Below are 12,836 nucleotides of genomic sequence, written 5' to 3'. Positions count from 1 at the left end.
GCGGGCATTCTAGCACAAACAAGCCACTACGCCCCTTCTTGTGTAGATTCTAGCGTGGCTTGGAGAGTGCATTGGGAATAAACTTAACACAAAATTTAAAACCCCTCTCCAACACAGCGCATGCGTGCGCTTAAAACAACACTGGGGATCTGGCTAAAACCCACAATCTAGGGTTCTCCAACTCTCATCTCTTATTCTTTGAGATTGACGCATAGGTATTTGATCTCTAAATAATCCTCTAGACCATATTTAGAGCCTTCTCTGCCTAGCCCGCTTTGCTTGACCCCTCCAAAGGGCGCGGTTTCTGTGGATACATGCCCGGAGTTTACCCCTACCATGCCGTATTCTAAGGCTTCACCCACTCTAAAGACGCGCGCGAGATTTTGGGTGTAAAAATAAGCCGCTAAACCGTATTGTGTGTCGTTAGCCTTAGCGACCACCTCCTCCTCACTCTCAAAACTAAATAAGGGAGCTAGGGGACCAAAAGTTTCCTCTTTAGCCACCAGCATGCTCTGATTCACCCCGGTTAGAATCGTGGGTTCAAAAAAGCTGGCTCCTAGCGCGCTAGGTTTACCCCCACTAAGAATGTGCGCGCCTTTAGCAGTGGCATCGCTAATGTGCTCTTGCACCTTTTCTACCGCTTTGAGATCAATAAGGGGACCTTGGGTGGTGTGGGCTTCTAGACCATTACCCAGTTTCAAGCCCTCCACTTTGGCTTTAAGCATGTGGGCTACTTTCTCATACACGCCTTTTTGCACATAAATGCGGTTGGCGCACACACAAGTCTGCCCGCTATTGCGGAATTTAGAGAGTAAAATCCCTTCTATAGCTTGCTCTAAATTAGCGTCCTCAAAGACGATAAAGGGCGCATTGCCCCCCAACTCTAAAGAGAGTTTTTTAATGCTCTGAGCGCTTTGCGCCATTAAAACACGCCCCACTTGAGTAGAACCCGTGAAGCTGATTTTACGCACTGCCTCACTCTCACACAGCACTTTAGAGATGAGGCTCGCCTTCCCACTCACCACGCTAAACACCCCCTCAGGCACGCCCGCCTTATGGGCTAATAACATCAAGGCATAGGCACTTAATGGGGTTTGTGTGGCCGGTTTAACAACCATAGAACACCCACAAGCCAAAGCAGGAGCGGCTTTGCGCGCGATCATGCCACTGGGAAAATTCCAAGGGGTGATCGCCCCACACACCCCGATGGGCTGTTTGAGCACAAAGATTTTTTGGTTAAGCACCACGCTAGGCAGAATATCCCCCTCCACACGCCGCGCTTCCTCGGCAAACCAGCGCAGATAATTAGCCCCATAGACAATCTCTGAGCGGGCTTCTTTGAGAGGCTTACCCATTTCCTGAGTAAGAATACGCGCCAAATCCTCAAGGTGCTCTAGCAACAACTCCCGCCACTTGAGTAAAATATTGGCTCTCTCTAGGGCTAACTTGCTAGCCCACGCCTTTTGGGCGCGCTCAGATTGGGCGATAATTTGCTCTAATTCCTCTTGATTCACACTTTTAACATAGGCGATCTCTTGTAGAGTGGCCGGATTGAGCACGGGGATAAAACCCTCTTTGGGGCGTTGGCTCACAAAGGGGTGATCTAACAGTTGAAAATTCATGCCATGACCTTTCTAATGGATTGGGTGATGATATTTAAGGCACGATCAAATTGTTCTTGGGGGATGGTTAGGGGGTAGAGAAAACGAATCACATTCCCATAACTCCCGCAAGTCAATAACAAGAGCCCTTGATCCATCGCCTCTTTTTGCACAGCCTTTGTCAACTCTGGGCTGGGGTGGTTGTCCTTAAAAAACTCCACAGCCACCATTGAACCTAGCGCACGCACTTGGGCGATCTCCTTGAGGCGTTCTTGTTCTTTGAGTTCTTGAAGAGTTGCTTTGAGTTGCGCGCCTAGTTGTTGGGCTCTTTGGTTGAGCTTTTCTTCTTTGATGATCTCTAGCACCTCTAGGGCGGCAGCTGTAGCTAATGGGCTACCCGCATAAGTCCCCCCCAATCCCCCCGGGCTAGGCGCGTCCATGATCTGCGCCTTGCCCACGATCCCAGAGATAGGAAATCCCCCCCCCAAACTCTTAGCCATGCAAATGATGTCCACATCTGTGTTAAAATGCTCCATCGCAAAAGTCTTGCCCGTGCGCGCAAAGCCGGTTTGCACTTCATCAGCGATCAAGACAATCCCATGCGTGTTACAAAAGGCGCGCAACCCCTCTACAAAGTCAGGGGGGGCGGGGTTAAACCCTCCCTCACCCTGCACGGGCTCAAAGATGATAGCCGCTACATCTAAAGGGGAAATAGAAGCCTTACAAATGTGCTCTAAACTCCTCAGGGCATCTTGTGTGCTGATGCCATGCAAGGCGTTGGGGTAATAGGCGTGGTAAACCCCCGGACTCCCCACGCCTAGCTCTGCTTTATAGGGGGTAACCTTGCCTGTCATGCTCACCGCCATTGCAGTGCGCCCATGGAAAGACCCCCCAAAGGCGATCACGCCATAACGCTTGGTGTGCGCTTTGGCGATCTTGATGGCGTTTTCTGTTGCCTCCCCTCCGGTGGTAAAAAAGCATGTCTTTTTAGCCCCCTCAATGGGGGCTAGATCGTTGATTTTTTCGGCTAATGTAACATAACTCTCATAGGGGCTGACTTGGTAGGCGGTGTGGGTGAATAAATCCAGCTGTTTTTTAACCGCCTCAATTACGCGCGGGTGTCTGTGCCCCACATTGAGCACCGCAATACCGGCCGCAAAATCTATAAAAGTGCGTCCGTCCGTGCTTTTAATCGTGGCGTTATGCGCCTCCTGCACAAACCAATCGCACACAATGCCAATTCCCTTGGGTGTGGCTGCTACCCTACGGCTGAGTAAATCTCCCATATCCAATCCTTTATTTAAAATCACCTTTGGCATTGTATAGAAATTATTCTAACTAGGCGTTAAGATTTAGGCGCGATGAGTCCGGCCTCTTGCAAAAAACAAGAGGGCTCATAATCGATGCGTCTTTGTCTATCTTGCTTGGCATAGGAGAGATAGAGGTGATCTTTAGCCCGCGTGGTGGCAACATAGAATAACCGCCTCTCCTCCTCCAAGCTCCCGCTCTGTTTGGCTAGCTTGGTGTTGGGGAAACGCCCCTGCATCAAGTCGATCACATACACTTCTTTAAATTCTAACCCCTTGCTGGCATGCACGCTGAGCAAATGCACCCCCTCTCCGCTGGAAGCCTCTCTAGCCCCTAGGATCATCGCGTTCATAAAGTCCTTGAGGGTGTGGTAGGGCTTGGCTAAATTTTCTAGCAGAGCGATTTTTTCTTGAATCCTGAGCCTAGCCTCTTGGGCGCGCTGGGAATCCACACTCCCATCTTTATTCTTAACGCGTTGGGCACTTAACTTTTCTACAATCTCTTCCCACCACATGGACGCAGCAATGTGGGCAATGCTTTGGCTAGGCTTAAAGGCGCGCGCGCGCCCACAAAGATCAAAGAACGCGCCCAAAAAACGCGCTATGGGGGGAGTGATCTTAGGGTGGCTTAAGAGAGCATGGGTTTTAAAAGCCACAGGCACATCAAAACGCGCGCTATTTTCTGCGCTAAATTGCGCTGCAAACAAGCCCATTTGGGGATTTTGGAAAGGCTTTTGGGCATTAGGGTTGAGCAAGCCCTTTAAACTATCCCCATCGCCCAAAGTTTGCAAGGCATGGTAAAACTCCTTAGCCAAAGCCACGCCCACCCCCGGAGCGTGGTTAAAAATTTCTATCGTGGCGACCATGTCCTTAGGGTGGCTTAAAAATGCGCACACATCTAGGGCTAATTTGACCTCCTTACTCTCAAAGAAGCTCAAACTCCCCTTGCGTTTAGAAGGGATGCCCAGCTGGCGCAAAGATGCCTCACAACCATCTGCGCTCGCGTTATTCCTAAAGAGCACTGCCACTTCCTCCCACCCTCCCTTGTTGCGCGCGATATGGCGCGCGATTCCTTGATATTGGGCTAATAATTCGTCGTATTCTAGCAGGGTGGGTAAGGAGGGGCTAGTGGTTTTGAGCACTTCTAGGCTTTTGGGGTAGAGGCGCGGGTTGTGGGCGATAACCCGGCTGGCTAATTCTAAAATTGCTTGGGAGGAGCGGTAATTTTTCTTGAGGGTGAAGACGCGCGCATGGGGGTGTTTGCGCGTGAAATTGCCGATGATAGAAATGTCCGCCCCATTGAAAGCGTAAATACTTTGATCGTAATCGCCCACACAAAAGAGGCTAGGGGGCTTGAGCGCGTCTAGGATGGAATCTTGCAGGGGGTTTGTGTCTTGGTATTCATCGCAGAGCACTTCCACAAAGCGTTGGGTAGGCGCGATGTCTTGGCGGTAGAGCAAGAGTAGATCGTTGTAATCCACATATTGGTGTTCTTGTTTCAGAGCGTTGAAACGCTCTAGAATCTCTTCATAGATCAGCGCGTAGGGTTCTTGCTTGGGCGCGCGCGCGCCCAACCACTCCCCAAAACTCTCTGGGCTTTGCGCGTTGGTGTAAAGAGAATACAAATCGTAGAGATGCCCGGGGCTATAGAGTTGCTCTGTAAGAGCGACCGGGGTGCTCTCTAACACACCTTTAAGCAAGAGGGCTAATTCCTTGGGTTGTTTCAAGCCCAAATGCGGGTAAATCTCTTTGAGGTGGCGATAAGCAATCGCGTGGAAAGTGCCCGCTTGGATTGATTGGGCATGCGGAGTGTAATTAGCCAAGCGCGCCTTCATCTCTAAGCTGGCTTTATTAGTGAAAGTCAAAAGCAAAATCTCTTGGGGGCGCACCCCTTGTTCTAAGAGGTGTAAGATGCGCCCTATGATGGTGGAGGTTTTGCCCGTGCCCGCAGAGGCAATCACCAAGTTATACCCCAAAGGGGCTTGCAGGGCTTCTTGTTGTTCGGCGTTGAGTTGCAAAAACCAACCTTGTTATTTTTGGGCAGCTTCCACTTCAATATTGAGAGTTACCACATCGCCTATTTTGAGAGTGGACATGTCAGGGGCGAATTTGAAATCCGATCGCTTGATCTGACCGCTTAGAGAAAACCCAAGTTTTTCTGTGCCATTGATCTTAGCTACCCCCCCAATTTGGCTTTTTAGCACCACTTTTTTAGCCACTCCAGCGATGTTTAACACGCCCACCACGCGCCCCTTTTCCTTGTCCACTTTCTCATACTTTTGCATCACAAAGGTGATATTAGGGTGTGTGCCCGTTTTGAAAAAGTCATCAGAGCGCAGGTGATCGTCCCTGTTTTTGTTATTGGTGTCTACAGAAGTGGCTTTGATCGTGGCTTCTAATTTTTTAAAGATGTGGCTGGCTGGATCGAAGTCAATTAACGCGCTGTAATCCTTGAAATCCCCCATCACATAGCTAATTTTGAGATGTTTGATCTTAAAACCAACCCGGCTATGGGCTTTGTCAATTTGGTAAGTTTTTCCCATCAAGAGCGCGCTCAATACACACAAAACCATTAGGGGACGCAACAACATACCATACTCCTTTTTAGAAAATGGCGATCATTATAGCACATGCTTTATGCTAGAATAGGTTAGGATTTTTAATGAGGAGCGAAAATGCGTATGGCGTTGTGGATTGGGGGTATTGTGCTAGGTGTGGGCGTATTAGGCGCGCTAGAGGGGGTAGATGCCTATTTGGCTGAGGCTAAGAAGGCTTATAGAGATCGCCACTATTCTAAAGCCCTAGAGTATTATCAAGAGGCTGCAAATTTGGGGAGTGCAGAGGGGTATAGAGGTTTGGCAAACATGTATCTCATTGGGGCGGGGGTGAAACAAGATTCCCAAAAGGCGCGCGCGTATTTTAAAAAAGCGATGGAGCTCAGACACGAACCCCAAAAACCTCCACACTCTCCCAAGAGCATAACCACTACGCCCACACAAGCGCAGGACTACATGCGCCTAGGGGAGGGTTATGCCAAGGGGCAGGGGGTGGCTTTGGACTTCAACAAGGCGATGCAAGCCTTTGAAAAAGCCGCCAAATTAGGCGATGGGCGCGGGTTTAACGCCATAGCGGACATGTATTACAATGAAAACCAAGGGGTGGAACAAAATTACCCCAAAGCTCTGGAGTATTACCAAAAAGCTGCCAAAATGGGACAGGCTAGAGATTTTAGATTGGGGATGATGTATGCTAAGGGACAGGGGGTAGCGCAGGATTACGCAAAAGCCCTAGAGTATCTCCACAAAGCGGGTAAAAAGGGCGATGGGCGCGCGTGGCAACAACTAGGTTCTATGTATTTTGAAGGCAAGGGCGCGCCCTTAAATTACCAGCAGGCGCGCGCCTACTACCAAGAGGCGATCAAGTGCTATTTAGAGGCCGGACAACAAGGCGATGGACGCGCGTTTTTGCGCTTGGCACAGATGTATGAAAGAGGGCAGGGGGTAGCACAGGATTACGCAAAGGCTTTTGAGTATTACCAGAAGGCTACAGATTTGAAAAGCGCAGATGGGGCTTACCACTTAGCCACCTTGATTTTGCGCCATAAGATTCAGGGTGTCAGCGAAGATAGATCGCAAATTAGCGCGCGCTACCAACAAGCCATCGCTCTTTACCAAGAAGAGGGTAAAAATGGGGACGCAAGCGCTTACGCCAAGCTGGGCTTTATTTACCAACATGGGCTCTATTACAATGGCTGGTTACTCAATAAAGATGCCAAGTTAGCCCTAGAGTATTACCAAAAGGGCGCGCAAATGGGGAACGCGCAGAGTTATTACGAAATAGGGGAGGCTTATAGGCGCGCCCAAGGAGCCCCCTATGACTTACAAAAAGCCAACCAACACTACCAAAAAGCTTGTGCGCTAGGTTATAAAAGCGCATGCCACTAGGCGCGCAAATTGACAATGGCATCTACGACTTTATTGCACCCGTCTTCATTGCGCCGACACCATTTGTATTCTATGTCCGTAAAATCGCATTCTAACACGAAACCCTCACTTTTCAAGCGGTAATTGTTGATCACCGCTTGGTTATCCCCGATGACAAAGAGCTTGTAGCCAGACTCCAATCTATGGGTTCTCAGCATGGCTTGCAGGTGTTTCATGCCTGTTACAATGGCTTGTTTTTCAGCCCTAAAACTCTCATTGAGGCTAGAGTGTAGGGGGCATTTGTAGCGGTTGATCTCTTCAAAATACCCATCTTTAAACACATAGAGGCAAAACCCGCACATCACTTCATCCTCTCTAATCCCCGCATCGGTGTAAAGAAAGTAGGCGTTTTCCAAGTCTTTAGAATCGTAATCTTTAAAAATGGTTTGTTCTAGCGCGATGGTCTTCTCCCCGATGTGATCGTAGGTGCTTTTTGGAGGAATATAGGCGCTCTTGGGCTTACTAGGTGCGCTCTTAGGCGCGCCCAAATAATCCCCTAAATCGCTCAATTCGCTGATCTTAAAGCTCCTGATCTCTAGTCTGCCCTCATAGCTCGTCTTGATCTCATGCAAGCAGGCGCAAATTTGGGCTAAGGCATTGGCGTAGATGGGGTGCAAGATATACACCCCCCCAATTAATTTAGAAAACCCATAACGGCATAGCACTCCCTCAAGCGCGTCCATACCCCCATTATCCTTATTCTCAATGCCTAAACACCACATCACAATCCTTTATCTTTAATTTGTCCTGCGCCAAAACTCCCCTTAATATCCAAGAGACTAAAGCCAAGCGCGTCATCGGCACACACCTCAATGCAACGCCCACAGCGCGTGCACTCTCCAGAATTGACAGCCGCGCTCTTTAAACCCACCATCCATAACACCTGCACTTCCGGGCACACCTCAAAGCACAGGTTACAGCGCGTGCAACGCGTGGCGTGGTGTTGCACTTTTAAAAGCGCGTAACGCCCCACTAGCGCGTAAAACGCTCCCAAAGGGCATAAATGCGCGCAGATGAGCTTATCCCCCACCAAGCTATCCACACAAAAGAGCCATAAAGCCACCCCCACCCACGCGCTAGTGCCAAAGATGATCCCTCTTTGCACGATCCCAATATAAGACACACTCTCAAAGGCGGGCAGGGACAAAACAAAGGAGAGGATCAAGCTCAAAGCCAGCAAGACATAGCGCGTGGCTTTAGGCATCTGCAAATAGGCGCGCGTGAGGCGGAGCTTGTGGCGCACCCATGCCGCGCCATCCACGATGGGATTAATCGGGCACACCCACGCGCAAAAGGCGCGCCCCAAAAATAAGCCATAGACTCCTAAAATGATGAGCGCGCCTAGCAGGGCTTCCCCACTCCAAGTTAAGCTAGCCAAGTAAACCTGTAGCACCGCAAAAGGATCGCTCAAGGGCACATGATCCAAGAGCACGGACGCGCTCAAATTGCCTCTTAAAAACGCATGCGCCCCACTCCATGCAAACAGAGCCAAAATCCCCGCTTGGGCTATACGCCTAGACACAAGATAGCGCATTAGAGATCGCCTTGGTTGAGATAGTCCATCGGGTTGTCCTTATGGGGAGTTTGTGGGGTAGAGGGGCTAGCAGGAGGGGGCGCGCCCATTTTGAGATAGTGCGAATCAGCTTTGCCACTCACAAACGCGCTGGGCAACACTCTAATGGCGGGTTCTTGAGTGATGCACGCGCGCTCGCACAACCCACAGCCCACACACACGCTAGGCTCCACCACGGGCAACATGTAGGCGTGTTTATTGGTGCGATCATCGTGTTTGAGTTCTAGTTTGATCGCCTTGTCCATCAAGGGACACACCCGGTAACACACATCGCAACGCACCCCCCAAAACGCCACACAAGAATGTGAATCCACCACCGCGATCCCCATTTTGAGAGAAGTTATGCCCTGATCGGGTTTGAGGTGTTTGTGATCTAGCGCGTCTGTGGGGCAGGCTTTAATACAGGGAATATCTGGGCAGAGATAGCAGGGCACTTGGCGCGCTTGGAAAAAAGGAGTGCCCACTTTAGGAGAGTCTAGCAAGCTGGCTAATTTGAGCGTGTCATAAGGGCAGGCACGCACACATAGCCCGCAACGCACGCACGCGCCTAAAAAACGCGCCTCATCTTGCGCCCCCGGGGGTCTAAGGGCGTAGGCGCGTTTAGCTTTGAGCAAGGTGGCTAAGAAAAACCCACCCCCCGCGCACAAACACGCCCCCCCGATCGCCTTTTGCAAAAAAGCGCGCCGTTGCATGCCCTAAACTTTGGTGATCTTCACCGCGCACTTTTTGTAGTCGGTCTGCTTGGAAATAGGGCAGGTGGCATCTAGGCAAACCTTATTGATGAAGACATTTTCATCAAACCAAGGCACATAGACTAACCCCACAGGGGGGGTGTTGCGCCCGCGCATATCCACGCGCGCCTTGACTTTGCCCCGGCGCGACTCGATCCACACCGCATCGCCTTGGTTTACGCCCAACCTCTCCCCGTCTTTTTCATGCATGTAGCAGAGAGCTTCAGGCACCGCCCTAAAGAGTTCAGGCACGCGCATCGTCATCGTCCCGCTATGCCAGTGCTCTAACACCCGCCCGGTGGCTAGCCAGAAAGGGTAATCTCGATTAGGGCGTTCAGGGGCTTTCATAAAGGGTCTAAAGAAAATCTTCGCCTTGTTTTCTAGACTCTTGGGCGTGGTGGTGGTGGGGGCTTTGAGATCCCCGCTGACAAGCGTCTTCATCGCCTTGCCATAAAAGGCAAAATCGCTATCAGGAGCGGCTTTTTTGGCGTAATGGTCGTAACGCGTGTTGAAACGCCAGCGGGTTTCTTTGCCATTGACAACAGGCCATCTCAAGCCCCTGACATGGTGGTAATCATCAAAATACGCCAAGTCATGCCCATGCCCGATACCAAATTTGCGGTATTCCTCCCAGAGGTATTTTTGCAAAAAGAAACCATAACCTTTAAAGACTTTGCCATCGCTACCCACCACTTCGCGCTTGTCCCCCCACATGTCTGAATTGGGCGCGCCTTTGGCAATAGGATCAGTGCTTTTATAGCGTTTGGCATGTCTATTGGCAAACAACACCTCATAGAGGGTGTCGCTGTCTTTATAGCCCATTTTGCGCGCTTGATCTAGCACATTGGGCAGAGTGAGTTTGTCATCGACTCTTTGTTCCTTCCACACATCTTTGAGCTTGAAGCGTTTGGCAAATTCAAAGATCTGCCAAGTGTCGCTCATGGCATGCCCCACAGGGGTTACTTGTTGTTTCCAGTGCTGGGATCGCCGCTCAGCATTCCCATAAGCTCCCCATTTTTCATAAATCATCGCGCTGGGCAAGATCAAATCCGCCACTTTAGCACTAATACCCGGATAGCAATCGCTCACCACGATAAAGTTATCCATCTCTCTAGCGGCTTTGATCCAGTGGTTGGCATTGGCGGTGTTTTGCCAAGGGTTATTCACTTGCACCCAAATGAACTTGACCTTGCCATCTTCTAGCGCGCGCATCATTGCCACGAAGTGGTAGCCGGGTTTGGGGTTGATAGTGCCATGGGGCACATGCCAGAGTTTCTCGGCAATTTTGACATGTTGAGGGTTGGTAACCACCATGTCAGCAGGCAGGCGGTGGGCAAAAGTGCCCACCTCTCTAGCTGTTCCGCACGCGCTAGGTTGCCCGGTGAGAGAAAACGCCCCACTTCCGGGTTTGGCTTGCTTGCCTAGTAAAAAATGCACCATATAAGCCTGTTCGTTGACCCATGAGCCTCTGGTGTGTTGGTTAAAGCCCATTGTCCAAAAACTCACCACCTTGCGATCCTTTTCTATGTAAAGTTTGGCAAGTTTTTGCAATTTGTGTTTGAAACTCTCTAGGGATTCGTGCGCATCGCCCTTAGCTACCTGCGCCACATACTCTAAAGTGTAGGGTTCTAGGGCTTGTTTGAATTGGGCGAAGGTGATCTCCCAGTGTTTGCCCGCTTGGTGGCTGTGTTGCATTTTTAAGACATCACCGGCCTTAAGCCCTAAGTGCTTGAGCGCGGTGGCTTCTTGCGCGTCCAAAGTGATGGCGCGCTGTTTGGCGACTGTGTCCTTTTCGCTGGGTCTAAAGCCATGGTGGCTGGGATCTTCGCGCATGCCATAGCCAATATCGGCATACCCGGTGGCAAAAACGATGTGCTTGTCAATGAAGTCGCGATCGATAGCCTCAGGGTGGTTGTAGACGATCTCTCTAGCGATGTAATTCCAAATGGCTAGATCGGTGTTGGGGGTGAAGATGATTTCCATATCTGCCACGCTAGAGGTGCGGTTGGAAAAGGTGGTGAGATTGACCACTTTGACCTTGTCTGGATTATTCAATTTGTGATCGCTCACCCTAGACCATAAAATGGGGTGCATTTCAGCCATATTAGCCCCCCAAGTGATGATGGTGTCCGTAGCCTCTATATCGTCATAACACCCGCTAGGCTCATCAATCCCAAAGGTTTGCATAAAACCAGCCACCGCACTAGCCATGCAATGGCGCGCGTTGGGATCGATATTATTGCTCCTAAAGCCGGCTTTGATGAGTTTGCTGGCTGCATAACCCTCTTGGATCGTGTATTGCCCGCTCCCAAAAATCCCCACCCCGGTTACGCCTAGCTCTTGGTAATACTTTTTGAATTGCTTTTCCATTTCATCAAAGGCTCTTTGCCAAGAGACCTGCTGGAACTTGCCCTTTTTGTCAAATTCCCCCCGCTCGTTGACCCTAAGCAAGGGTTGCACCAAGCGATCCGCTCCATACATGATCTTGGCGTTGAAGTAGCCTTTGATGCAGTTCAAACCCCGGTTGACAGGGGCAAGTGGATCGCCCTTTGTGGCGACAATTTTGTCGTCTTTGGTGGCGACCATGATCCCACAACCCGTGCCACAGAAACGACACACCGCCTTGTCCCATTTCCAATCCGCTTGGGCGTGCTGGGCTTTAGCGGCTAGACTTGGGGGGGTGAGTAGCCCTGCGCTACCTAAGGCTGAAGTGATCGCTACGGATTTTAAAAACTCGCGTCTAGTGGTGTCTTGTGCGTCATCATAGGGTTGATTTGCCATGAGGATCTCCTTAATGTGGATTTGGGTTATTATATTCTAAAATCCGTTAAGGTAGGTAACCATAGGCTATTTATGCTTACTTTTTATCATTTTTTGGCTATCATTGGCGCATTGTTGGGCTTACAATATCAATGGAGCAGAGTCAATGGGGAGTCCCTATAAGCATCTGGTGAGTAACGCGCCTAGAGTATCGCCTACCATGCGTAGATGGGTGGGTTTTATATGGCTATTGGGGGGTGTGCTGTGGGTGTTGTTTGCCCTAGAGGTGTTTTGTGTCAAAACACACCAAGAGTGGGTGGGGCATTTGGACCAAGTGGTGATCGCTTGGGCGCGCGCCTACCCCATTCCTGTAGCGCAAAGTTCTTATGTCAAGTTCGTGGACACCATAACTTTTTTTGCCAAGTCTAAGTTCACTCTAAGCCTAGCCGCGTTGGTGGGGCTTTTTTATATTTTTGTCAAAAAAAATAAGGTGTTGGGCTTGGGGTTCTTCTTGAGCATTGTGTTGGGCGAGAGCGCGCTAAAGGCTTTGAAATTGTGGATCGCGCGCCCTAGACCTAGCACGAATGGGGAGGTGGCTTTGGCGCATGGCTTTAGCTACCCTAGCGGGCATGCCTTAGCGGCGAGTTTGTTTTATGGCTCATTGTTGGTGCTGGTGTGTATGGGTTCTAGCCCTGCGCGCACTAAGTGGGCTTGGGGGTTGATTTTATTGTTGTGGATTTGGCTGATGATGTATACAAGAGTGTATTTAGGGGTGCATTACCCTAGCGATGTGTTGGGGGGGGTTTTTGATGGGCATGGCGTGGGCTTGTTGGTCTATGGGGCTGTATGTGGGATGGCTGAAAAATCCTAGATGAGTGGGG

General features: G+C 50.3%; 9 protein-coding genes and 1 pseudogene. 2 read left to right on the top strand and 8 right to left on the bottom strand.

What is annotated here, in order from left to right:
- Window positions 1-191: 191 nt before the first annotated feature.
- Genes EAO33_RS01480 through EAO33_RS01465 form a run of 4 tightly spaced genes read right to left on the bottom strand, consistent with a single transcriptional unit; the run spans window position 192 to window position 5,499 of the window.
- A complete protein-coding gene (locus EAO33_RS01480; RefSeq protein ID WP_120944301.1) occupies window positions 192-1,622 on the bottom strand; it encodes an NAD-dependent succinate-semialdehyde dehydrogenase in 1,431 nt (476 codons plus the stop codon).
- Window positions 1,619-2,887 (bottom strand): 4-aminobutyrate--2-oxoglutarate transaminase, encoded by a 1,269-nt coding sequence (gene gabT / locus EAO33_RS01475; RefSeq protein WP_162982160.1) that lies wholly within the window; start codon window positions 2,885-2,887, stop codon window positions 1,619-1,621. The genes EAO33_RS01480 and gabT overlap by 4 nt, the downstream gene beginning before the upstream one ends.
- Before the next feature lie 59 nt (window positions 2,888-2,946).
- The gene (locus EAO33_RS01470; RefSeq protein WP_120944298.1) at window positions 2,947-4,926 is read right to left on the bottom strand and encodes an ATP-dependent helicase; all 1,980 of its coding nucleotides are present in this window, start codon (window positions 4,924-4,926) and stop codon (window positions 2,947-2,949) included.
- 12 nt (window positions 4,927-4,938) lie between these two features.
- Complete coding sequence (locus EAO33_RS01465; protein ID WP_120944296.1) at window positions 4,939-5,499, bottom strand: YceI family protein; 561 nt, start codon at window positions 5,497-5,499, stop codon at window positions 4,939-4,941.
- An 84-nt stretch (window positions 5,500-5,583) separates the two neighbouring features.
- On the opposite strand from EAO33_RS01465, the gene EAO33_RS01460 reads away from it, so the two are divergent.
- The gene (locus tag EAO33_RS01460; RefSeq protein WP_120944294.1) at window positions 5,584-6,852 is read left to right on the top strand and encodes a tetratricopeptide repeat protein; all 1,269 of its coding nucleotides are present in this window, start codon (window positions 5,584-5,586) and stop codon (window positions 6,850-6,852) included.
- Here EAO33_RS01460 and EAO33_RS09320 read toward each other — a convergent pair.
- From EAO33_RS09320 to napA, 4 genes are read right to left on the bottom strand one after another with little or no spacing between them, the layout of a single operon-like run.
- A complete protein-coding gene (locus EAO33_RS09320; protein WP_235852976.1) occupies window positions 6,849-7,613 on the bottom strand; it encodes a ribonuclease H family protein in 765 nt (254 codons plus the stop codon). The two genes, EAO33_RS01460 and EAO33_RS09320, sit on opposite strands and share 4 nt — an antisense overlap.
- Window positions 7,613-8,425 (bottom strand): quinol dehydrogenase ferredoxin subunit NapH, encoded by an 813-nt coding sequence (napH, locus tag EAO33_RS01450; protein WP_120944292.1) that lies wholly within the window; start codon window positions 8,423-8,425, stop codon window positions 7,613-7,615. The genes EAO33_RS09320 and napH overlap by 1 nt, the downstream gene beginning before the upstream one ends.
- Window positions 8,425-9,156 carry a ferredoxin-type protein NapG gene (gene napG / locus EAO33_RS01445; protein WP_120944290.1) on the bottom strand — a complete coding sequence of 244 codons (732 nt, stop codon included), beginning with the start codon at window positions 9,154-9,156 and terminating at the stop codon, window positions 8,425-8,427. Before napG ends, napH begins: the two co-directional genes overlap by 1 nt.
- Before the next feature lie 3 nt (window positions 9,157-9,159).
- The gene (gene napA / locus EAO33_RS01440; RefSeq protein WP_120944288.1) at window positions 9,160-11,976 is read right to left on the bottom strand and encodes a periplasmic nitrate reductase subunit alpha; all 2,817 of its coding nucleotides are present in this window, start codon (window positions 11,974-11,976) and stop codon (window positions 9,160-9,162) included.
- Between the two features lie 199 nt (window positions 11,977-12,175).
- Between napA and EAO33_RS01435 the strand changes: the two are divergent.
- Window positions 12,176-12,830, top strand: a pseudogene (locus tag EAO33_RS01435) (phosphatase PAP2 family protein).
- The last annotated feature ends 6 nt before the right edge of the window (window positions 12,831-12,836 follow it).

This window comes from Helicobacter labacensis (assembly GCF_003660285.1).
Taxonomy (GTDB): domain Bacteria; phylum Campylobacterota; class Campylobacteria; order Campylobacterales; family Helicobacteraceae; genus Helicobacter; species Helicobacter labacensis.
The sequence above is the reverse complement of the archived record's forward strand: the minus strand, read 5'-3'. Positions and strand labels throughout refer to the sequence as shown.

Excerpts from the sequence above, each read along its gene's own strand:
- EAO33_RS01480 (WP_120944301.1), bottom strand. The coding sequence starts at position 1,622 with ATGAATTTTCAACTGTTAGATCACCCCTTTGTGAGCCAACGCCCCAAA.
- gabT (WP_162982160.1), bottom strand. The coding sequence starts at position 2,887 with ATGGGAGATTTACTCAGCCGTAGGGTAGCAGCCACACCCAAGGGAATT.
- EAO33_RS01465 (WP_120944296.1), bottom strand. The coding sequence starts at position 5,499 with ATGTTGTTGCGTCCCCTAATGGTTTTGTGTGTATTGAGCGCGCTCTTG.
- EAO33_RS01460 (WP_120944294.1), top strand. The coding sequence starts at position 5,584 with ATGCGTATGGCGTTGTGGATTGGGGGTATTGTGCTAGGTGTGGGCGTA.
- EAO33_RS09320 (WP_235852976.1), bottom strand. The coding sequence starts at position 7,613 with ATGTGGTGTTTAGGCATTGAGAATAAGGATAATGGGGGTATGGACGCG.
- napH (WP_120944292.1), bottom strand. The coding sequence starts at position 8,425 with ATGCGCTATCTTGTGTCTAGGCGTATAGCCCAAGCGGGGATTTTGGCT.
- napG (WP_120944290.1), bottom strand. The coding sequence starts at position 9,156 with ATGCAACGGCGCGCTTTTTTGCAAAAGGCGATCGGGGGGGCGTGTTTG.
- napA (WP_120944288.1), bottom strand. The coding sequence starts at position 11,976 with ATGGCAAATCAACCCTATGATGACGCACAAGACACCACTAGACGCGAG.